General features: G+C 69.3%; 23 protein-coding genes. 9 read left to right on the top strand and 14 right to left on the bottom strand.

Annotated elements, in window-relative coordinates; translation table 11 throughout:
• Positions 1-46: 46 nt before the first annotated feature.
• On the top strand, positions 47-865 hold the full coding sequence (locus ACFU5M_RS06450) for a hypothetical protein (RefSeq protein ID WP_379044772.1): 819 nt from the start codon (positions 47-49) through the stop codon (positions 863-865).
• 109 nt (positions 866-974) lie between these two features.
• Positions 975-1304 carry a hypothetical protein gene (locus ACFU5M_RS06445; RefSeq protein WP_379044721.1) on the top strand — a complete coding sequence of 110 codons (330 nt, stop codon included), beginning with the start codon at positions 975-977 and terminating at the stop codon, positions 1302-1304.
• A gap of 70 nt (positions 1305-1374) precedes the next feature.
• Here the strand turns inward: ACFU5M_RS06445 and ACFU5M_RS06440 are convergent, their stop codons facing one another.
• From ACFU5M_RS06440 to ACFU5M_RS06430, 3 genes are all read right to left on the bottom strand, one after another.
• A complete protein-coding gene (locus tag ACFU5M_RS06440; RefSeq protein WP_379044718.1) occupies positions 1375-2064 on the bottom strand; it encodes a response regulator in 690 nt (229 codons plus the stop codon).
• Positions 2061-3296 (bottom strand): sensor histidine kinase, encoded by a 1236-nt coding sequence (locus ACFU5M_RS06435; RefSeq protein ID WP_379044716.1) that lies wholly within the window; start codon positions 3294-3296, stop codon positions 2061-2063. Before ACFU5M_RS06435 ends, ACFU5M_RS06440 begins: the two co-directional genes overlap by 4 nt.
• A 141-nt stretch (positions 3297-3437) precedes the next feature.
• Complete coding sequence (locus ACFU5M_RS06430; RefSeq protein WP_379044713.1) at positions 3438-3845, bottom strand: winged helix-turn-helix transcriptional regulator; 408 nt, start codon at positions 3843-3845, stop codon at positions 3438-3440.
• A gap of 91 nt (positions 3846-3936) precedes the next feature.
• Between ACFU5M_RS06430 and ACFU5M_RS06425 the strand changes: the two genes are divergently transcribed.
• On the top strand, positions 3937-4596 hold the full coding sequence (locus ACFU5M_RS06425) for an NADPH-dependent F420 reductase (protein WP_379044710.1): 660 nt from the start codon (positions 3937-3939) through the stop codon (positions 4594-4596).
• An 11-nt stretch (positions 4597-4607) separates the two neighbouring features.
• Here ACFU5M_RS06425 and ACFU5M_RS06420 read toward each other — a convergent pair whose 3' ends face one another.
• The 8 genes from ACFU5M_RS06420 to ACFU5M_RS06385 form a co-directional block, all read right to left on the bottom strand.
• Complete coding sequence (locus ACFU5M_RS06420; RefSeq protein ID WP_379044707.1) at positions 4608-5909, bottom strand: RNA polymerase sigma factor; 1302 nt, start codon at positions 5907-5909, stop codon at positions 4608-4610.
• Positions 5910-5924: 15 nt separating this feature from the next.
• Positions 5925-6344, bottom strand: a complete 420-nt coding sequence (locus ACFU5M_RS06415) for a YciI family protein (RefSeq protein ID WP_379044704.1) — start codon at positions 6342-6344, stop codon at positions 5925-5927.
• Between the two features lie 189 nt (positions 6345-6533).
• A complete protein-coding gene (locus ACFU5M_RS06410) occupies positions 6534-8591 on the bottom strand; it encodes a CocE/NonD family hydrolase (protein WP_379044701.1) in 2058 nt (685 codons plus the stop codon).
• A gap of 216 nt (positions 8592-8807) precedes the next feature.
• A complete protein-coding gene (locus tag ACFU5M_RS06405) occupies positions 8808-9545 on the bottom strand; it encodes a phosphoglyceromutase (RefSeq protein WP_379044698.1) in 738 nt (245 codons plus the stop codon).
• A gap of 82 nt (positions 9546-9627) precedes the next feature.
• Positions 9628-10530: an ROK family protein gene (locus ACFU5M_RS06400; RefSeq protein WP_379044695.1), complete on the bottom strand. Its 903-nt coding sequence runs from the start codon at positions 10528-10530 to the stop codon at positions 9628-9630.
• Positions 10531-10609: 79 nt separating this feature from the next.
• Positions 10610-11113, bottom strand: coding sequence for a YbjN domain-containing protein (locus tag ACFU5M_RS06395; protein WP_379044692.1), 504 nt, complete (start codon positions 11111-11113; stop codon positions 10610-10612).
• Positions 11110-12555: a D-inositol-3-phosphate glycosyltransferase gene (gene mshA, locus ACFU5M_RS06390; protein ID WP_379044689.1), complete on the bottom strand. Its 1446-nt coding sequence runs from the start codon at positions 12553-12555 to the stop codon at positions 11110-11112. Before mshA ends, ACFU5M_RS06395 begins: the two co-directional genes overlap by 4 nt.
• A 77-nt stretch (positions 12556-12632) precedes the next feature.
• On the bottom strand, positions 12633-13454 hold the full coding sequence (locus ACFU5M_RS06385; protein WP_379044686.1) for an alpha/beta fold hydrolase: 822 nt from the start codon (positions 13452-13454) through the stop codon (positions 12633-12635).
• 72 nt (positions 13455-13526) lie between these two features.
• On the opposite strand from ACFU5M_RS06385, the gene ACFU5M_RS06380 reads away from it, so the two are divergent.
• Both ACFU5M_RS06380 and mscL read left to right on the top strand, forming a co-directional pair.
• Positions 13527-14261 carry an SDR family NAD(P)-dependent oxidoreductase gene (locus ACFU5M_RS06380; RefSeq protein WP_379044683.1) on the top strand — a complete coding sequence of 245 codons (735 nt, stop codon included), beginning with the start codon at positions 13527-13529 and terminating at the stop codon, positions 14259-14261.
• 121 nt (positions 14262-14382) lie between these two features.
• Entirely contained in the window at positions 14383-14874 is a 492-nt protein-coding gene (gene mscL / locus ACFU5M_RS06375; protein ID WP_379044680.1) for a large conductance mechanosensitive channel protein MscL, read from the top strand.
• Between the two features lie 7 nt (positions 14875-14881).
• On the opposite strand, the gene ACFU5M_RS06370 is transcribed toward mscL, so the two are convergent.
• Together ACFU5M_RS06370 and ACFU5M_RS06365 are read right to left on the bottom strand one after the other, a co-directional pair.
• A complete protein-coding gene (locus ACFU5M_RS06370) occupies positions 14882-16105 on the bottom strand; it encodes an Ig-like domain-containing protein (RefSeq protein ID WP_379044769.1) in 1224 nt (407 codons plus the stop codon).
• Positions 16106-16188: 83 nt separating this feature from the next.
• Entirely contained in the window at positions 16189-17268 is a 1080-nt protein-coding gene (locus tag ACFU5M_RS06365; RefSeq protein ID WP_379044766.1) for a UDP-N-acetylmuramate dehydrogenase, read from the bottom strand.
• 190 nt (positions 17269-17458) lie between these two features.
• On the opposite strand from ACFU5M_RS06365, the gene ACFU5M_RS06360 reads away from it, so the two are divergent.
• From ACFU5M_RS06360 to ACFU5M_RS06350, 3 genes are all read left to right on the top strand, one after another.
• Positions 17459-17944: a DUF2505 domain-containing protein gene (locus ACFU5M_RS06360; RefSeq protein ID WP_379044677.1), complete on the top strand. Its 486-nt coding sequence runs from the start codon at positions 17459-17461 to the stop codon at positions 17942-17944.
• Positions 17945-18065: 121 nt separating this feature from the next.
• Positions 18066-18587 (top strand): DUF2505 domain-containing protein, encoded by a 522-nt coding sequence (locus tag ACFU5M_RS06355; RefSeq protein WP_379044674.1) that lies wholly within the window; start codon positions 18066-18068, stop codon positions 18585-18587.
• Positions 18557-19363, top strand: a complete 807-nt coding sequence (locus tag ACFU5M_RS06350) for a class I SAM-dependent methyltransferase (RefSeq protein ID WP_379044670.1) — start codon at positions 18557-18559, stop codon at positions 19361-19363. The genes ACFU5M_RS06355 and ACFU5M_RS06350 overlap by 31 nt, the downstream gene beginning before the upstream one ends.
• An 11-nt stretch (positions 19364-19374) precedes the next feature.
• Here the strand turns inward: ACFU5M_RS06350 and ACFU5M_RS06345 are convergent, their stop codons facing one another.
• A complete protein-coding gene (locus ACFU5M_RS06345) occupies positions 19375-19983 on the bottom strand; it encodes a hypothetical protein (RefSeq protein ID WP_379044667.1) in 609 nt (202 codons plus the stop codon).
• Positions 19984-20082: 99 nt separating this feature from the next.
• Here ACFU5M_RS06345 and ACFU5M_RS06340 point away from each other — a divergent pair, with 99 nt between their 5' ends.
• Positions 20083-20805 carry a DUF2993 domain-containing protein gene (locus ACFU5M_RS06340; protein ID WP_379044663.1) on the top strand — a complete coding sequence of 241 codons (723 nt, stop codon included), beginning with the start codon at positions 20083-20085 and terminating at the stop codon, positions 20803-20805.
• Positions 20806-20831 lie beyond the last annotated feature (26 nt).

The raw sequence follows: 20831 nt of genomic DNA, 5'->3' as shown, positions 1-20831 counted from the left end.
AGGCGCATCCCCGAGCAGCCCGACCCGGCCCCGACCAGCGGGGAAGATCGACCCAGCCCCTGAAGTCGATCCCGACTTTCCCCGTGAGTGGATCGAGTTCGTGGATCCGGCAAACGACGAGCATCTGATCGTCGCGGATCTGACCTGGCTGCTGTCGAGGTGGACGTGCGTATTCGGCACCCCTGCCTGTCAGGGCATCCTGTCCGACCGGCCGGATGACGGATGCTGTTCGCACGGCGCGTTCCTCTCCGACGAGGACGACCGCAAACGGCTGAGCCGCGCTGTGAAGATGCTCACACCCAAGGACTGGCAGCTGCGGGGCGAAGCGGCCGACGCGCAGGGCAAGATCACCAGAAGCGGCTACCTGGAACTCGACGAACTGGACGACGAGCCCGCGCTGCGCACGCGCCGGTTCGAGGGCGCGTGCATCTTCCTGAATCGTCCCGGCTTCGCGGGGGGCGTCGGCTGCGCTCTGCACACCATGGCCCTGCGGCGCGGCATCGAGCCGCTGGAGGTGAAGCCGGACGTGTGCTGGCAACTGCCGATCCGCCGCACCCAGGACTGGGTGGACCGGCCCGACGGCGTGCAGATCCTGCGCACCGTGATCACCGAGTACGACCGCCGCGGATGGGGGCCCGGCGGCGCCGATCTGGACTGGTACTGCTCCGGCTCCCCCGACGCGCACGTCGGGAGCAAGCCGGTCTGGCAGTCCTACGGCCCCGAGCTGACCGAACTCATCGGCGCGCCCGCCTATGCCGAGCTGGCCCGGCATTGCAAGCGGCGCGAGGGCTTGGGCCTGATCGCCGTCCACCCGGCAACGGTGCACGCCGAGCGGATGCGCGATTCCACGGATCCGATCGCCTGATCGTTTGCCGACCGAGCGCCCGGTAGGGTGGCCGTTCGCCGTGCGATACCGCGTGTGGTTCACCCCGTCGCCATGCGAGCTTCACCCGGATGGGGTTTGATGTGCCGTTATGTCCAAGAAAGTTCTCACCGTGGCGACCATCGCCCTGGGCGCCGCCCTCTCGCTGACCGGAGTAGCCCACGCGGAGCCGAACGGCGATCCGCACAAGTTCTACGACTTCACCACGGAATTCGTCGCGGCCACCGATCCGGCCGCGGTGAACGCCAAAGCGGCGGGCAAGCTGCTGATCGCGAGCCCCTACGGCACCTCGCACACCATCGCGTGCCGCGGGACCAACACCGCGGACCTCTACGACTGCATGCAGGAAGACGATCTGGGCTGGATCACCCTGCAGAAGACCGAGACCCCGCTCGGCACCACCTGGATCTACTTTCCCTGATGTCCGCGACAGAACGGCCGAGAGCACCGCAGTGCTCTCGGCCGTTCGTGTTCCCGCGCCGCTCGGGCGGTCATGCCTCCAGTTTGTAGCCCAAGCCGCGCACGGTGACCAGGTGTTCCGGCTTGGCCGGGTCCGCCTCGATCTTCGAGCGCAGCCGCTTGACGTGCACGTCCAAAGTCTTGGTGTCGCCGACGTAGTCGGCGCCCCACACGCGATCGATCAACTGACCGCGGGTGAGCACCCGCCCGGAATTGCGCAGCAGGTATTCGAGCAGATCGAACTCCTTGAGCGGCAACGTGACCTGCTTGCCGTTCACCATCACGGTGTGCCGGTCCACGTCCATCCGGACCGGGCCGGCTTCCAGCACGCCGCTCTCATTGGCGCCGTCCAGTTCGTCGCCCGCGCCGCGCCGCAGAACGGCGCGGATGCGCGCGATGAGCTCGCGTGCGGAATACGGCTTGGTGACGTAGTCGTCGGCGCCCAGTTCCAGGCCGACCACCTTGTCGATCTCGCTGTCGCGCGCGGTGACCATGATCACCGGAACGCCGCTGCGGGTGCGCAACTGCTTGCACACGTCGGTGCCGCTCATGCCCGGCAGCATGAGGTCGAGCAGCACGATGTCCGCGCCGGACCGGTCGAACTCGGCGAGCGCGGACGGCCCGTCACCGACCACGGTGACCTCGAAACCCTCCTTGCGCAGCAGGAACGCGAGCGGATCGGCCAGCGACTCCTCATCCTCGACGATCAGAACACTCGTCATCTGCGTGCCTCCACACCATTCGGTCGGCCCGGTCCGGTAGGACGCGGGCTTGTTTCTATCGTGCTCACCACGGCGCCGTCGTGGTCGTCGTCGGCGCCTGCTTCGTGGTGGGCGGGTATGCGCAAGGTGAACGTCGATCCGGTGCCCAACTTGCTCCACAGGGTGATTTCCCCGTTGTGGTTGGCGGCCACGTGTTTGACGATAGCCAGGCCCAGCCCGGTGCCGCCCGTCTGGCGCGAACGCGCCTTGTCGGACCGGAAGAATCGCTCGAACACCCGCTCCTGGTCTTCCTTGGCGATGCCGATGCCGCGGTCGGTGACCGCCATCGCCACGTGATCGCCGCGCAGTGAGCGGCTCACCGACACGTGCGAACCGGCCGGCGAGTAGGCGATCGCGTTCTCCACCAGGTTGGACAGGGCGGTGACCAGTAGGGTTTCGTCGCCGAGCACCTCGAGCCCGCTCGGGCGGTCGGTGCTGACCGTGATCCCGGCGGCTTCGGCGGCGGTGCGGGAACGATCGACCGCCTGCGTCACCACGGTGTCCACGTCCACCACCTCGAGTTCCGGCAATTTCTCCGCGCCCTGCAGGCGGGAGAGCGCGATGAGCTCGGTCACCATCTTGCCGAGGCGGCGTGATTCACCGAGCACACGCTGACCGAAGTGTCGCACGGCGTCGGGGTCCTCAGCGGTTTCCAGGAGAGCCTCGGCCAGCAGGCTCATCGCGCCGACCGGGGTCTTGAGTTCGTGGCTGACGTTCGCGACGAAGTCGCGGCGGGTGGCCTCCATGCGGGCCTGTTCGGAATCGTCGTCGGCGAACAGCACGGTGAAGGTGGTCTCCTCGCGCGACAGCTGCCTGGCCACGCCGCGGACCGCGATGCGGCCGCGGCCGGGGACCGGATTCTTCGCGGTGAGGTCGAACTCGGCGGATTCGCCGGTGGCCAGCACCTTCTCCACCGCGGCCCAGGCGCGCTCGTCGAGCAGGCGATTGCGGACCAGTCCGAGTTCCTCCGCGCGCGGGTTGACCAGCACGACGTCGCGGTATTCGTCGACGACCGCGATTCCGCTCTCGGAGGCGAGCACGATCAGGTCGAGGACCTGGGACATGGTGAGACCGGACTCGGCCTGCCTGCGGGCGGCCTGCCTGGCATTCACATACGGGATCAATAGCCCGCCGACTGCCAGGCCGACGACAGCCGCCAAGATGGCCAGCAGCACGGCCTGGGGAACACTCACACTTGAATCGTACGGTCGCCGACCTGTCGGCCAACGCCGGGTACGCGAAGTTTCGCGCAGGTCACAGGCCCTTCCGGCCCCGTTAGCCGCATGTTTACGCACTGTTCGACATGGCGTACCGGCAGCGTATTCACCGGGCGGTCAGTCCGCTTCGTCGTCGGCGTCGGCGAGTGCCTCGTTCACCGCGTGGCCATGCTTGTCCACCCAGTCGCCGAGGGCGTAGATCGGGATCAGCAGGTCCGCGCCCGCGGCGGTCAGCTCGTATTCGACCCGCGGCGGCGCCTCGGCGTAGCGGTGACGGCGCACCAGCGTCATCCGTTCCATCCGGCGCAGTGTCTGCGTCAGCATCTTCTGGCTGATCCCGCCGATGGTCGTGCGCAGCTCGCCAGGACGCATGGGCCCCTCGCGCAGCATGTACACGATCACCGGCAACCAGGAGTTGCCGAAGATGTCCACACCCGTCCGGGCCGGGCAGTCGGATTCGAAGTCGCCGTACGGCGCGAAATCCACTCGCTCGGCGGCGACCGGTTCGATCGGTGCTGCGCTCACGGGTCCAGCTTGCCAGCGCCGTTGCGCACCGCGGAGTGCCCATCGGAATTCCTAACGTCGCGGGCGAACAGTTTTCGAGTCAGGAGTTGGTATGCGAATCGGAATCATCGGCGCGGGCGCGATGGCGCGGGCGCTCGGCGGCGGCTGGAGTGCGGCGGGTCACGAGGTGCTCATCGGCGCCCGGTCCGCCGCCGCCGCAGAGGAACTGGCCGCCACTATCGACGCGCGCGCCGGAACGATCACGGACGCGGCAGGTTTCGGCGATGTCGTTGTGCTCGGGTTACCGGTCCAGGCGTTGCCGGAGGTGCTGGACGCCGTCGGGACCCAGCTCGTCGGCCGCACGATCGTCGACTGCACGAACGCCTTCGCCCCGGATGCCGCGGCGCCCGAGGGAACCACCGCGTTCGTACTCGCCGAAGACGCTGTCGCGGAGGGGATCGCGGCGCGGGCGCCCGGTGCGCACGTGGTGAAGGCGTTCAACCTCTGTGCCGCCGAGGTGTGGGAGGCGAAGGGGCGGATCTTCGACGGCCGCCGCTTGGCGGTGCCACTGTGCGGCGACGACGAGGCGGCGGTGCGAGCGGTCGCGAAGCTGGCCGAAGACCTCGGCCTGCAACCGATCCCGGCGGGCGGGCTGCACCGGGCCCGCTATCTGGAAGCTCTGTCGGTGTTCACCGTCGGTCTCTGGTTCGCCGGACACGACGCCCGCGCGATGTTTCCGCCCTTGGATGCCGCGTTCGCCGTCACCGACTGACCGGCCGGGATTCAGGCCGGATCGACCGAGCCGAGGTCGGTGAGCTTGCGCTCGAGCACCACCCGCTCGCGCTGGTTGCCGCACAACCCGATGGCACGCTCCAATTCGGTGCGCGCCTCCTTCGTGCGTCCCAGTCGGAGGAGCAGTTCCCCGCGAACGCTCGGCAGCAGATGGGAATGCGACAGCGACGCGGCGGCGGCGAGCTCATCCACGATCGGCAGTGCCGCGGCCGGTCCCTGCGCCATGGAGACGGCCACCGCCCGGTTGAGGTCCACCACCGGTGAGGGCGCGAGCCTGCCGAGCGCCTCGTAGATGAGCACGATCCGCTCCCAGTTCGTCGCGTCGACCGACGGGGCGACGGCATGGCACTCGGCGATCGCCGCCTGCAACCCGTAGGCGCCCAGGCCACGGCCGACCTGCCCGGCACGGGTCAGGGCGGCTCGGCCCCGGCGGATCGCGGCGCGGTCCCAGCGGCGGCGGTCCTGATGCTCGAGGAGTACCGGCTCGCCGTCCGACCCGGTGCGGGCGGGGAAGCGCGCCGCGGTCAGCTCGAGCAGCGCCAGCAGGCCGTGCGCCTCGGGCGCGTCCGGCACCAGCCGGGCCAGCACCCGGGCCAGGCGCAGTGCCCCGCTCGCGAGGTCGAGCCGGATCAGATCCGTACCGGAGCTGGCCGAGGACCCCTCGGTGAAGATCAGGTAGACCACATTGAGCACCGAGCCGAGGCGCTCGGTCCGCTGTTCGGCCGGCGGCACCTCGAACGGCACTCGGGCCGCCGCGAGGGTCTTCTTCGCCCTGGTGATCCGGGCCTGCACCGTGGCGGCCGGAACGAGGAACGCCTTGGCGATCTCGTCGCTGGTCAGACCGCCGACCACCCGCAGGGTGAGGGCGACGCGCGCCTCCCGCGACAGCACGGGATGGCAGGAGACGAACATCAGCGCGAGCAGGTCGTCATCGATCCGGTCCGGATCCCACAGCACGTCCTCGGCATCCCGGGCCGGATCGGCCGGCGGTCCTCCCGAGACGGCGCCGCCCTCGCCCAGGTCCCGGGCGAGGGCGGTGTACCGCTCGTCGAGGGCGGAGCGCCGCCGGAACGCGTCGATCGCGCGGCGGCGGCCGACGGTGAGCAACCACCCGGCGGGATTGCGCGGCACGCCGTCACGCGGCCAGGTCACGAGTGCCTCGGCCAGCGCCTCCTGCGCCAGATCCTCGGCCAGCGCGAACTCGCCGGTGTACCGCGCGAGCGCGCCGACGATCCGGGCGGACTCGATCCGCCAGACCGCGGCGACGGCCTCACGGCCGGTGTGCTCGCCCATCGCCGCTCGATCCGCTCAGAGCTGGCCGGTGGCCTCGCGCCACGCCCGCTCCTTCTGGATCCACACATTGTCCTGCGGGAACTCGTCGATCGTCGGGACGCGGCGGATCTCGGTCTTGAAGCCGGGGCCGGCCATCGGCATCCGCTTGGCCCATTCGATCGCCTCCTCCTTCGAAGCCACGTTGAGGATGTAGAACCCGCCGAACAATTCCTTCGTCTCGCCGTAGGGGCCGTCGGTGACGACGGGTGTCTCCGAGGAGTAATCGACGACCACGCCCTCGGCGGCGTCCTCCAACCCCTCCGCCGCGAGCAGCACGCCTGCTCGGATCAGCTCGTCGTTGAATTTGCCCATGGTGTCGAGCATCTGGTCGAAGTCGATGTTCGCCATCTCCGCGAAGGCCGCGTCGGTGGCGCGCATGATCAGCATGTACTTCATGGTTGTCTCCCTGGCTGTCCGGGTCTCTCTCTGGACCCTCTCACCCATAGGTCGAACGGCGGATGTCGGAGATCGACAGACGCGCCGAATTTTTTTTCGACCCGGTTCGCCAGACCTTCGATCGGAGCGTGTGCCCTCGCCCATACCCCGCGGCGTCGATCCTGATGCGCGAGGGGCACACGCCCGGACCTACCAGCCCGGATTACCTCTGACCGGGATGTTGACGAAGCTCGGACGGTCGGGATCCAGCTCCAGATGCTGTGGCCGCAGGCCGGTGTCGATCAGCATCGGCAGGATGGGCAGGCCCTTGGGGAAGTTGCCCGCGTACACGTCGACGCGCAGGCGGTGGCCCGGCTGCAGGATCGCCTCGGTGGCGGGCAGTGCGATGTCCAGCGTGGTCACCTCGCCGGGGACCGTCGGCTGCCGCTGCTCCAGCGAGGTGAACGGCCGCGGATCGGTGTAGTCGCCGTTGGCCGACTTGCTGCTGTTCGCGTCATCGATCGCCCGCAGCGAAGCCATGAGCTGCCCCGAGGACAGCACGCTGGACTGCCCGTCCGGCGCGACGTCGTTCACGGTGACCACCCAGTAGCCGTCGGCCGCGTCCTGCACGGTGTTGAGCCGCACGGCGATCCGCCCGGAGATCGAGGTCGGCTCGGCGACCGGGGCGCTGGTGAAGGTCAGCCCGTTCAACTCCTCGATTCTGGAGTCCTTGGCGCAACCGTCGATCACCGACAGCACACCGGCGGTGCCCTGCGCGGCGTCGTTGGAGCACAGACTGGTCAGACCGGGCGCGACGGTCAGGCGGGCGGGCTCGCCGCTGCCCTCGGGGCTGAGCGAACCGTCGTAGACGCTGCCCGCGGTACCGCTCGGCGCGGCGGACAGGTACATCCGGCGATGTACCGCCTGCTGGGCATCCGCCGCGGGGGTCGGCGCGGCGAACGAGTCGGTGGTGATCCAGCCGCCCCCCTGCTGGCGCAGAGTGATCGGGCCGTACTGGTCGATGCCGTTGTCCGCGTCCTTGAGCCACCTGTCGAACCACGCGCGCTGCAACACGTCCAGCCGCGGCGGCAGGCCCGGCTTGCCGTACTCGTTGCCGGAGTTGAGGTGGTAGGTGTTGCCCATCAGCAGTTGCTTCTGGCCCGGCGGCAGCGGGATCTCGTTGTAGATCTTGGATTCCGAGTAGGCGAACAGGTCGTGCCAGCCGCCGGTGACGAAGGTCGGCGTCCGGATCGCGCTCGGGTCACCGAGCCAGTCCTGCCGCGGCCGGGACCCGTCGGTCAGCAGTTCCTTGGCGCGCGGGTCGAGATCCTCGATGCGTGCGGTGGTGTAGACGTTCAGCAGGACATCCATGAACGTCAACGGATCGCGGGCGCGGTCGGCCAGCCATGTGGTGTCCAGTTGCCCGTTGAGCACCGAGGCCAGGTCGGGAAGAAGCTTGAGACCGTTGATCGCGGTCAGCCACAGCGGGATGAAGTTGAAACCGAAGCCGCCGCCCGGCGCGAGCACGTCGTTGACCAGGTCGCTGCCCGGCACGACCGGGAAGATCGCCTGCAAGGCAGGTGGGCGCTGCTGGGCGGCCTGCACCTGGTTGATCCCGGAGTAGGAGATGCCGTTCATGCCGATCCGGCCGTTGGACCACGGCTGCCGCGACGCCCAGTCGATGACCTCGACCGTGTCCTGCTGCTCGCGTTCACGCAGCATGTCCCAGACGCCCTGGGAGAAACCGGTGCCGCGCACGTCCACGACCACCTGCGAGTAGCCGCTCTTGATCAGCTGCCGGTCGACGGTGAAGTTGCGCAGTTCGCCGCCGCCGAACGCCTTGGTCAGGTCGGTGACGCCGGACAGCGGGGTGCCGCTCATATCGATCTGGCGGAACAGCTCGATCAGCGCGTCGGACAGGCCGGGGATCGACTGCGCGTGATCGGCCAGGTTCGACACCAGCTTGGTGTAGGGCGTGAGGTTGACGATCGTCGGCGTGGGCGTGTCGATGGGCCGGCCGGAGGGGTCCGCGGGGCGGTAGACGTTGCCCTTCAGCACGGTGCCGTCACTCATCGTGATGGGGACGTCCCACTGGATATTGATGTTGGGGTACTGCTGGGGGCTGTCTTGCGTGGCCGCCCAGGCCGCTCCGGCAGCGCCGCCGTCCGGGCCGGTGGGCGGCGCGACGGCGTCCGCGCCGCCGGCGAGAAAGGGAACGAGCATCGTGACGGCGACTGCCGCCACCGTGGCCCGCAACGCGTGCTTCATCGGACGTGATCCACCTCTCGGCTGGTCGAACGACCAGAGTGTACCGACCTACTTGCCGGTAAAAACAGTGGGTAACTTAATCAGCCGATGCCGCGTCGCTGGTAGACGGCGCTCCACCGGCGTGTCGCCCGGCGATACCTCTGAGTCCGTCATGGAACGACAACGCGCTGCCACCCGAGCGGATGGCAGCGCGTTGCGTAGTTCGCGGTGTGCGGGTTATCTACCGCCTTGACCGGCGACGGCGGCGGCGCCCGCGGCGGCCGCCTCCGGATCCAGGTACTCGTGCGGGCGAACCGGGCGGAGGTTCTCGTCCAGCTCATAGCGCAGCGGGATGCCGGTCGGGATGTTCAAGCCGGCGATGTCCTCGTCGGAGATCCGGTCGAGGTGCTTGACCAGTGCGCGCAGCGAATTGCCGTGCGCGGCGACCAGCACGGTCTTGCCGGACAGCAGATCCTTGGAGATGGTCGACTCCCAGTACGGCACCATCCGGTCGACCACGTCGAGCAGGCACTCGGTCTTGGGTACGTCGATGCCCGCGTAGCGCGGATCGCCTTCCTGGCTGTACTCGTTGGCCGGGTCGATCGGCGGCGGCGGGGTGTCGTAGCTGCGGCGCCACAGCATGAACTGCTCGTCGCCGTACTTCTCCCGGACCTGCGCCTTGTTCTTGCCTTGCAGCTCACCGTAGTGGCGCTCGTTGAGCCGCCAGTCCCGGATCACCGGGATCCAGTGCCGGTCGGCGGCGTCCAGCGCGATGTTCGCGGTGGAGATCGCCCGGCGCAGCAGCGAGGTGTAGACGACGTCCGGCAGGATGCCGTGCTCGGCCAGCAGCTCTCCGGCCCGCTTGCCCTCGGCGATGCCCTTGTCGGTCAGATGCACGTCCACCCAGCCGGTGAACAGGTTCAGGGCGTTCCATTCGCTTTCGCCGTGGCGCAGCAGCACGAGGGTGTACGTCATGCGGCCATCCTCCCATGCGCGCCCGTCCGGGTCGCATCGGTTCCCGCCCCGTCCGCCACCACCCGCGCGGGAAAGCGCGATGTCAGGCCGGTTCGTCCGCGGTGCGCTCCGTGGCGAGCACACCCGCGCCCGCCAGCGTGGCACCTTGGGTGATCGCGGAGAGCTCCACCCGCAAGCCGTGCAGGAATTTCAGCCCGGCGTGCGCGTCCACCGCGGCGCGCAGCGGATCCCACAGCGGCGCACCGGATTGTGCGAAGCCGCCGCCGATCACCACCCGGTCGACGTCCAGCAGGGCGGCGGCCGAGGCGATCGCCGCGCCGAGCGCGGTGCCTGCCCGGTGCAGGGCGGCCACCGCGATCTCGTCGCCCGCCCGCGCGTCCGCGGCCAGCTGTATACCGGTGCCACCGGACCAGCCCTGTTCGCGCGCCCAGCGCACCGACGACATGCCGCTCGCGACCGCCTCGACGCAGCCCCGACCGCCGCAACCGCAGGGTGTGTCCCAGCCGGGCACGACGATGTGCCCCACGTGCCCGGCATTGCCGGTGCGTCCGAGCAGCACCTTGCCCCCGGCGACGATCCCGCCCCCGATCCCCGACGACACCGTCATGGCCAGCGCGTCGGGCACACCGCGCAGTGCGCCGAGGCGGTGTTCGGCCAGCGCGAGACAGGCGCCATCGATGGCGAAGCGAATGGTGGCGTCGGGGAACAGCTCTCGCACCGCGGCGACGACCGGGAAGCCCGCTTTCCACTCGGGAATGTTCAACGGACCGGTGACGCCGGTCCGCGCGTCCACCGGACCGGCCGCACCGATCCCCACGGCACCGACCGGCTCCGGCCCCGCCACCGCGAGCAGCAGTCCGCGACAGGCCTCCCATACACCCGCCTCCGGCACGTCCACCCGGCGTACTTCGTGCACCTCGGAACCGGGGCCGACTACCCCGGCCGCGAACTTCGTCGCGCCGATGTCCAGAGCGAGAACCGCCAACGCCGTATCCCTTCGCCGATCCGAGCCGTCCGCGATTGTCACCCGGCCGGTGCCATGGCGGGCCGGATCCGGCGACCGGTCAGGGCTTGTCGGCGGAGTCGACCAGATGCTCGAAGGCGCGCAGGTTCTGCAGCGATTCGCCGCGCGAGACGCGCCACTTCCATTCCCGCCGGATGGATTCGGCGAAGCCGAGTTCCAGCAGCACGTTGAAGTCGGCGTCGACGGCCTCGAGAATCTGCCCGAACACCCGGTCCAGTTCGTCGGGGGTGACGGCATGCGCGGACAGGCGGCCGATCAGGTAGATGTCGCCCACCCGGTCGAGGGTGTACGCGACGGCGTAGAGCCTGCGGTTGCGGCGCAGCAGGAACTTGTAGACGCCTTCGAAGTTCTCGTCCGGTTTGCGGCAGACGAACGATTCGACGCGGACCCCGTGCTTGCCCACCGTGAGCATCACCGTGGTCTTGAGCTTGCGCTCACCGGGCAGGACGACGACGAAGGTGTCCTCCCCCGGCCGGGTGTACTCGATCTCCCGATCGCGCAGCGTCTCGTCGATGAGCTGCGCGGTTGCCTGTACCTCGTTCACCGGCGTACTCCCATCCGGCGCCGCCACAGCGCCCGTGATCTGGCCTGGCTGGTCTCGCCGAGCAGGGCGGCCGTCAGCTCACCGGCCGGGCCGGTGCGGTCGGCCGAAGCCGGGTCGTACGCATCCTCCCGCACGACGCTGTGCGCCAGACCGCGGCCGCCCAGCGCCGTGCGTTCGTCCCGGAATCCGGCCAGGGCCGCGGCGTAGCTGGCGAGCAGCCCGTCGGCGGTGTGCGCCCAGGAGAAATTGGCCGCGTGCTTGACGGCCCGCTCGCTCATCCGGTGCAGGCGGTCGGGGTCGTCCAGCAGCAGGCCCAGCGCGTTCGCCCAGTCCGCGGTGCGATGTCCGGGGACGAGCAGACCGGACACGTCGTGCCGCACGGCGGTGCCGAGACCACCGACGTCGGCGGCCAGCACCGGGGTGCCGCTGGCCTGCGCCTCGATGGCGACCAAGCCGAAGGACTCGCTGTAGCTCGGCACCGCGACCAGGTCTGCGGCGCGGTAGACCTGCACCAACCGCTGCGGCGGCTGCGGGGGCAGGAAGCTGACCCGCTCGGCGATGCCCAGCTCGGCGGCCAGCTCGATCAGCGCGTGCGGCCGCTCCAATCCACTGCCGGACGGACCGCCCACGATCAGCACGCGCAACTTGCGCTCCGGGTCGGCGCGTAAGACCTCGGCCGCGGCGCGCACCAGCACATCGGGCGCCTTCAACGGCTGGATCCGGCCGACGAACGCGACGATCCGTTCGTCGGCGGCCAACCCGAGTTCGGCGCGGGCGGCAGCCTTGTCACCGGGGCGGTAGCGGCTCAGATCGGCGCCGGGCGGTACGACGTCGATGCGCTCGGGGTCGGCGCCGTAGAGTTCGACCAGCTGGCGCGCCTCTTCGGCGGTGTTGGCGACCAGCCGATCGGATTCGGCGATCACCTGTTTCTCGCCGATCTCGCGGGTCGCCGGTTCAGGGCAGTCACCTTCGGCCAGCGCGAGGTTCTTCACCGCCGCCAGGGTGTGCGCGGTGTGCACCAGCGGCACCCGCCACCGGTCCCTGGTCAGCCAGCCGACCTGGCCGGACAGCCAGTAGTGCGAGTGCACCAGGTCGTAGTAGCCGGGCAGATGCCGGGCCTCTTGCCGCAGCACCTCCGCGGTGAAGGGGCACAGCTGGGTGGGCAGATCGTGCTTGTCCAGCCCCTCGAACGGGCCTGCCACCACATTGCGCACCAGCACGCCGGGCGCCGCCTCCTGGACGGGCGGGACGTTCGATGCCGTGGCCCGGGTGAAGATCTCCACCTCGGTGCCGCGGCGGGCCAGCTCGACGGCCGTTTGCAGGACATAGACGTTCATGCCGCCCGCGTCGCCGGTGCCCGGCTGCGCGAGTGGTGAGGTGTGCACCGATAACACGGCGATACGGTTCGGCCGTAGGCCCGGGCGCTGGCTCACACTATCCATAGTGCACGTTGCGTTCCCCGGCCCAGACACGCTATCCGCGGCAAGTGAGAGCTATCACAGGCCGGACATGAATCCGGTCACAGGCTCTCGACGAACGCGCTCACCTCGGCGACGAAGCGGGGACGGTCCTCGATGAACAGCCCGTGCTGGGCGCCTTCCCAGAACGACGCACGCGCATCCGGGGCGGCCTCGACGATGTAGCGGCCGTTCTCGATCGGGACGACCTGGTCGGCGGTCCCGTGCAGGACGAGCACGGGAACGTCCAGCGCGCGCAGTGTCTCGGTGTTGTCGACGGTCCGGTAGAACAGCGCTTTGCGCACCGCGGGCGGGGTGGCCAGACTCGCCCCGAACAGACGCTGCGCGTCCGGCCCCTTGTCCGCGCCCGGTCCGGTGTTGGCGTTGCCGAACACACCGAAGGCACGCACGGCCCGCCCCGCGCTCTCCTCGAAGACCCCCGGTATGGCCTCGCCCATCATGCGGCCGGTCGCCGCGCCCGGCACACCGGGTCCGATGTTCGCCATCGAGCCGGTGTAGACGACACCCGCGACGGCGTCCGTGCCGTAGGCGGTCAAGTAGTCCGACAGCACGATCCCCCCGTAGGACCAGCCGAGCAGCACCGCGCCGGACGCGATCCCCTCGGCCGCCAGTACCGCCGCGAGGTCGGCCGCCCAGTTCTTCGGATCGTCGTAGCCCGCCGCGGGCGCGTCGGAGTAGCCGTGGCCGCGCAGGTCGACGGCGATCACCCGGTAGCGCGCGGCGAGATCGTCGGCGGCTCCGCCCCAGCAGCGCAGGTTCGCCGACCAGCCGTGCAGCAGCAGCAAGGGGCGACCGTGCGCGGGACCACTCACCCGATAGACGATGTTCGTACCGTCCGCGCTCACCACGTCCCGAATAGCCATGCACCGAGGCTAACCGCCGTTCCGGTGACCGCAGGCGATCCGGCAAACCTCGCGCACCTAGGATCTACCGGCATGAGCACTCGCAGCGCCGTCGTCACCGGAGCCAGCTCGGGCATCGGCGAGGCCACCGCCCGGGAGCTGGCGAAGCAGGGCTATCACGTCTACGTCGGTGCGCGCAGGGTCGATCGCCTGCGTCGCCTCGCCGCGGAGATCGGCGGCACCGCAGTGGAACTCGACGTCACCTCCGACGAGTCCGTGCGAGCGTTCGGCGAAGCGGTCGGACGCGTCGACGTGCTGGTCAACAATGCCGGCGGCGCCAAGGGCCTCGCGTCGGTGGCCGAGGCCGATCTGGACGACTGGCGCTGGATGTGGGAGACCAACGTGCTCGGCACGCTGCGCGTCACCAAAGCCCTGCTGCCGAAACTGATCGCCTCCGGCGACGGATTGATCGTCACCGTCACCTCGGTGGCCGCGTTCACCGCCTACGACAACGGTTCCGGTTACACCTCCGCCAAACACGCGCAGGCCGTACTGCACCGCACGCTGCGCGGGGAGCTGCTCGGGCAGCCGGTGCGCCTGACCGAGATCGCCCCCGGCGCGGTGGAAACCGAGTTCTCGCTGGTGCGATTCGGCGGCGACGCCGAGCGGGCAGCCAAGGTGTACGACGGCATCGACCCGCTGGTCGCCCAAGACATCGCCGAGGTCATCGGGTTCGTCGCGTCGCGGCCCGCGCATGTGAACCTGGATCAGATCATCATCAAACCGCGTGACCAGGCCGACGCGGGCCGATTCGCCCGCCGCACCTGAACTATTCATAGCTGAACCGCATTACTGGGTCGATGACCTGAGCCCGGCCGCGAATTGCTCGGCCTTCGCTGTTCGACCCGAGCCGTTAGCATCCGAGCAGCTGTCAGCGTAAGGACATCGGATGGGAGTAATTCGGCTCATGTTCAAGGGCTTCAAAGAGTTCCTGATGCGCGGGAACGTCATCGACCTCGCGGTCGCCGTCGTCATGGGCACCGCATTCACCTCCGTGGTGACCTCGGTGACCAAGGGCGTCATCAATCCGCTGCTCGCGGTGTTCGGCGACACCAATGAACTCGGGCTGGGCGTTCAACTGATCCCCTCCAAGCCCGCCACCTTCATCGCCGTCGGCCCGATCATCACGGCCGCCATCGATTTCGCCATGGTCGCCGCGGTGCTGTACTTCGCGCTGATCCTGCCCATGAAGACGATCAAGAACCGCTTCGGCACCCCCAAGGTCGCCGAGCCGACCCAGATCGAGCTGCTGACCGAGATCCGCGACCTGCTCGCCGAGCGGCACGAGGCGGTCCGTGCCCAGCAGTCCGCCGACCGCAAGATCGAAGCGGAACACTCGGCCGACAGCGAACTCGACGAGCAGAACGTGAAGGCGCGCTAGCACCGATTCAGCGCGCTCCCGCCGGCTGCGGCGGCAACGGCGTGGCGGAGACCACGGCCGATGGCGCACCCTGCAACGCCGACATGGTTTTCCAGGTGCTCCAGTCGATGGTCCAGTCGTAGAGGTCGCCGTCGGCGGCCGAGAGCGGGATCGAGGTTCCGGTCACCTCGACCGGATCGCCGTACAGAGCCGTGGGGAAATACGCTTGGGCGTCTGCGGGTGACAGGTTGATGCACCCGTTGGTGACATTCGCCGACCCCTGTGCCGACAGCGATTCCGGGTTGGCGTGGATGAATTCGCCGTTGTTGGAGATGCGTACCGCCCAGCGCTCGCGAACATTGGTGTAGTAGGGCGGATTCGACATCATGAAGTCTTCGTACTTCTCGGTGACCACGTGAACGCCGGAACGAGTCACGTTGCGTGGTTCGTTGCCCTCGCCGTAACTGGCCGCGAAATCGAACACAATCCGCCCGTCGCGCACCACCTGGATGCGGTGGCTCGGCGCGCTCGCCTTGACGATCTGGCTGCGGCCGATGCGGAAATCCGTGGTCAGATCGGAATCGCCGTAATTGCCGCCGCCCAGGTCCAGTCCGTAGAGCCGGGCCGAGACGTGCACGCTCGTACCCGGGGTCCAGTAGTTCTTCGGACGCCAGTGCAGGCGTGAGCCGCCGTCGTCCGGGAACCAGGCCCACGCGCCTTCGGTGGGCGGGTCGGTGGTGATCGTCAGCGCCTTCTCCACCGCCGCCTTGTTCACGACCGAGGACTTGAACTGCAGGATGAGCGGCGCCGCGATGCCGACCTCCTGGTTGTCACCGATGTTCAGGGTCGCGGGGACAGTGCTCTTGGGTGCGAGGGTGCGGAACGAGCCATCGATCGGGACCGGCTTGCCATCGGTGCCGACAGCGGTGCCCGACCAGGTGTAGGTGGCGTCGTAGCCGAGCGGCTCGGTGATGGTATAGCCGCGCCGGTCCGGCGCGAGTTCGCCGCGGACCTGCTTGCCCGCGGCGTTGGTCAGCGCGACCTGATCGATCGTGCCGTCGCTGATCGTCACCGACACAGGCGCGGTCGGGTTGACGTCGGCGTCGTCGTCGGCGGGGGTCAACGTCACTTCGGCGATCGGACCGGCGTCCCGGCTCGACGGGCCGGAGTCGCGGCCTATCGTGCAACCGGTCACCAGGGCGACGACCACCAGCAGGACGGCCGACACCACGGCAACCGATCGGCGGATCATGGTGCGGTGGTTCACTTCGTCGAATCTACGCGCGGCGCGCGGACCGACTCGTTTCCGCGGCGTGTGGTGTCGGCCTCAGCGCGTCAGAGCGTGACGCCCACGGTGACCGGCTCCGGCTCCAGCCGGATTCCGAAGCGCTCGGCGACGCCGTCGCGGACCGTCCGAGCCAGCGCCACCAGATCGGCCGCCGTGGCGGCACCGCGATTCGTCAGCGCCAGAGTGTGTTTCGTCGACAGCCGGGCGGGTGCTTCGGCGCCGGGGAAGCCCTTGGCGAAACCCGCACGTTCGATCAGCCAGCCCGCGGAGAACTTGACCCCGTCCGGCGCCGGGTAGGTCGGCACCGCGACATCGCCCAGGTGCGCGGCGATCGCGCTGCGCACCTGCGCCACCCGCTCCGGCGCGACCACCGGGTTGGTGAAGAACGAACCGGCGCTCCAGGTGTCGTGGTCGGCGGGATCGAGCACCATGCCTTTGCCCGCGCGCAACCGCAGCACCGCGTCCCTGACCTGCGCCGCGGGCCGGGACTCACCGTCCCCGGCGCCCAGCACCGAGGCCAGTTCGCCGTAACGCAGCGGCACGCTGGAACCGTCTGGGCGCAGCGCGAAGTCGACCGCGAGCACGACGGCATCGTCACGGTGCTTGAGCACGCTGGTGCGATAACCGAAGCTCAGTTCGCCGGGCTCCGCCCAGCGGATCTCCCCGCTCGCGCGGTCCAGCAGGCGCACCCGGCGCAGCAGGGCGGCCACCTCCGCGCCGTAAGCGCCCACGTTCTGCACGGGCGTCGCACCCGCCGAGCCGGGAATGCCGGACAGGCACTCCAGACCCCCGAGACCGGCCTCGACCGTGGCACGGACCACGGCGTCCCAGTTCGCGCCCGCCTCGGCGACCACACCGCCGTCGCCGATCTCGACGCCGGTGGTGGCGATCCGAACCACCACGCCGTCGAAGCCGTCGTCGCTGATGAGCAGATTCGAGCCGCCCGCGAGCAGCAGTACCGGGACGCCCGCCGCGTCCAGCGCGCGCACGGTCGCGACCAGGGCCTCGGTCGTCGCGCATTCGGCGACCAGGGCGGGCCCGCCGACCCGGAGTGTGGTCAGCTCCGCCAGCCGCACATCGGCGCGCAGCCGCGCACCGGTACCGGCGAGGAGGTCCGACGGCGCCACTCGTGAAGTTCGCACGGTGCTACACGGTAGCGTGCGTGTCGGTGGCCACGGGTCGGCGTATTCCGCCGCGAACGGATAGCGTCACACGGGAGCGTTCGCGCTGATGGCTACGCGAGCCGTATTCAGCCTGTGCGCAGATCAACCGGCACCACTCGTGTGGTTCCGGTGCTGCACGGTAGCGTGTGCACCCATGGCTACACCGCTGGCGTACACGGCCCGCTACTCCTCTCCGCCCGCCGCGGTACGCGCGGCATTCGCGAACGATCAGTACTGGAAGGATCGCATCGCGGCGGTCGGCGGCCCCAATGCCCGGCTGGATTCGGTCACCGTCAGCGGTGACCAGGTGCGCGTAGAGATGGTGCAGGCCATCCCCGCCGAACAGCTGCCCGCCGCGGTCACCGCGGTGCGCCCCGGCGATCTGGTCATCCCGCGCGTCGAAGATTGGACCGGTGATCGGGCCGACTTCGAAGCCCGCGTCGAGGGCGCGCCCGCCGAGGTGCGCGGCACCGTCACCCTGGCCGCCGACGGCTCCGGTGCCGTCGCCACGGTCGAAGGCACCATCGAGGTGAAGATCCCGCTGTTCGGCAGCAAGATCGAGAAGGCGATCGCGGAGCACCTCACCGAGCTGCTGAAGAACGAGGCGGAATTCACCGGCGACTGGCTCGCCAAGCACTGAGCCCCGCGGGAGAAGCGGACATTGTTCGACGTCACACCGTGCGGGCCCCGCGTTCGTGGCACGTCCGCACTCCACCCGCCCGCCGAGGTCGGCGGCACCGCACCCAGTAACGTGTGAGCCCATGGCACGCCGATTGGACTACTCCGCCCGCTATCCGCTGCACACCACAAAAGAGCTGTACGCGGCGCTGTCGAACCGCGATTACTGGGACGCGCGGATGCAAGAGATGAGGAAGTACTCGCCCGGCAACGAGGTGGTCCGGCTGGAGGCGGGCGACGGCGGGATCGACGTCGAACTGCACCACGTCCTGCCCCGCGAGATGCTGCCGGAGATCGCCCAGACGGTGATCCGCAAGGACATGGTGATCACCCGCAAGGAGAGCTACAGCCCGTTCGCCCCGGACGAGATCACCGGCAAGTACTCGGCGGCCATTCCAGCGGGCCCCGGCAGCCTCGGCGGCACCATCCGCCTGTTCCCCACCGACACCGGATGCACCATGCGCTTCTCCTCGGAAGCGAAGGTGTTCATCCCCATGGTCGGGCCGCGCCTGGAACAGCTGATGCTGGTGAACCTGGTCGACCTGTTCCGCGGCGAGGCCGAATTCACGGTTCAGTGGCTGGAAGAACAGCACCCCACTCGCTGACCGGACCGGTCGGCACCATCACCCGTGGCACCACCGCCGTCAACCGCCTTCGCCGCAGCGACCGCAGGCTGATCAACGACGACCTCGTCGCCGACCGGCTGACCCGCGCGCCCGATCCGCTGGTGGTCGACCTCGGGTACGGCGCGAGCCCATGGACCACTTTCGAGCTGGCCGCGCGCCTGCGCACGATCCGCGCCGACGTGCGGGTGGTCGGGCTCGAGATCGATCCGCAGCGCGTGGTGCCCGGCCGCGACGGCGTCACCTTCGCACGCGGCGGCTTCGAACTGGCCGGACTGCGACCCGTTCTGGTGCGCGCCTTCAATGTGCTGCGGCAGTACCCGGAATCGGCGGTCCCGGACGCCTGGTCGACCGTCCTGGCGGGGCTGGCGCCGGACGGACTGCTGATCGACGGCACCTGCGACGAATTGGGCAGACGCTGCGCATGGATCCTGCTCGACCGCGACGGGCCGCGCTCGCTCACGCTGGCCTGGGACCCGTTCACCGTCGAGCGGCCCTCCGACCTCGCCGAACGCCTGCCCAAGGCGTTGATCCACCGCAACATTCCCGGTGAACCCATTCACGCGCTGCTCGCTGCCGCCGATCGTGCGTGGGCCCATGCCGCGCCGATGACGCCTTTCGGACCGCGTGTCCGCTGGCGTGCGGCCGCCCAGGCGTTGCGCGCGGAAGGCATCCCGATCCGCCCCTACCGCCGTCGCCTGCGCGACAACGTGCTCTCGGTGCCGTGGTCGGCCGTCGCGCCGCTCGGCCCGGGCTAGCAAGAGTTTCGTCACGCTACGGCTAGCGCCTGGTACATCCGTCGCGCGGCGCGGGGCGAGAGGCGCGCACCCGCATCGGTGATCTCCCGGCCCGCGCAGCGGTCGATGGCGACCGCGTCGGCGACCACCTCATTCAAAGCCGCCTGCCCGATATCGCCCTCAGCCAGGTCGAGCACTGTGCGCACCGGCGTCGTCACCAGGAACGGTCCCGCCGATTCCACGTCGGCGCCGGCCAGCGACCGGCGCACGACCGCCAGCCGCGGCGTCACCGGTGGGCGTCCCGCGCGCACCGACAGGTGCAGGAACCGCGGGCACAGGCTGCCGAACCCGTGCAACTCCGCCGCACTCTGATGGGAGACGACCGCGGCGCCGTCGAACCAGGCCGCCCACATCGCGTATTCGTCGAGCGGACCTTCCGGCCACTCGGCCAAGCGCAGCACGCCGATTCCGGCCCTGGTCACCGAGCCGTCGCCGAGGCCAGCCCGCACTCGCGACCCACATCCCGTGCGCAGCACCTGCCTGGTGGTGAAGAAACCGGCGTGCCGACCGGCCCAGCGGCGCAGAACACGCCATCCTTGTTCCGCGGATCCGATCGCGCGGCTTGCCGCATCGCCAGCCATGGGCATCAGGCTACGCTCGGTTTTTGTGCTTCATGTCACATTCGAACCCCTCACTGCCTCCTCAGAGACGGCACAGAAAGGTCGGGAAGAATTTTCGCCATGAGTACGAACACAACCTCCACCAAGACGATCAACCGGCGAGCCCTGCTGATCGCCCTGACCGTGGTAGCTGTTCTGCTCGCCACGATCCTGGTCGGCGGCGAGGCCTATGCCAGGCACACGGTGTCGAAGTGCATCAGCTCGCAATTCGAGAAGGAGATGGGATCGAAGATCGACGTCGGCTTCGGCCCGAAGCCGATGCTGATCACCTGGATCGACGGCAAGGTGCCCTCGGTGCGGGTGAACAGCGACGACAGCAAGTTCGGTCCCGCCGTCGGAATGGTGGTGCACGCCGTCTTCCGGGATGTCGACCTCGCCGACCACGGCGGGGGCGAGATCGGTAGCTCCTCGGCCGATGTCACTTGGAGCAACGAGGGGATCAAGGAGACCCTCGGCGGCATGGTCAGTGACGTGAGCTCCTCGGCGAGTACCGGCCTGCTCACCCTGTCGGTGCTCGGCGGCCTCGCCGAACTCCAGCTGAAGCCGCAGATCGTGAACGGGGCGGTGCAGGTGGAGACCATGTCGGCGGAGCTGCTCGGCATGGGCCTGCCCGCCGACCTGGTGCAGAGCATCGTCGACCTCTTCACTCAAAGCTTGCAGAGCTACCCGCTCGGCATGGCGGCGACCGAACTCCAGGTCACCGACTCCGGCCTCGCGGTCCACCTGGCTGGTGGCCGCACCCAGCTCGAACCCGCGGGCGACAGCTCCGACATGCGCTGCTGAACGCGTCCTGCCGCAACGTCTTCGGG

Origin of the sequence: Nocardia sp. NPDC057455, assembly GCF_042802775.1 — a bacterium.
GTDB lineage: Bacteria > Actinomycetota > Actinomycetes > Mycobacteriales > Mycobacteriaceae > Nocardia.
This window is presented reverse-complemented; position numbering and strand designations above follow the sequence as displayed.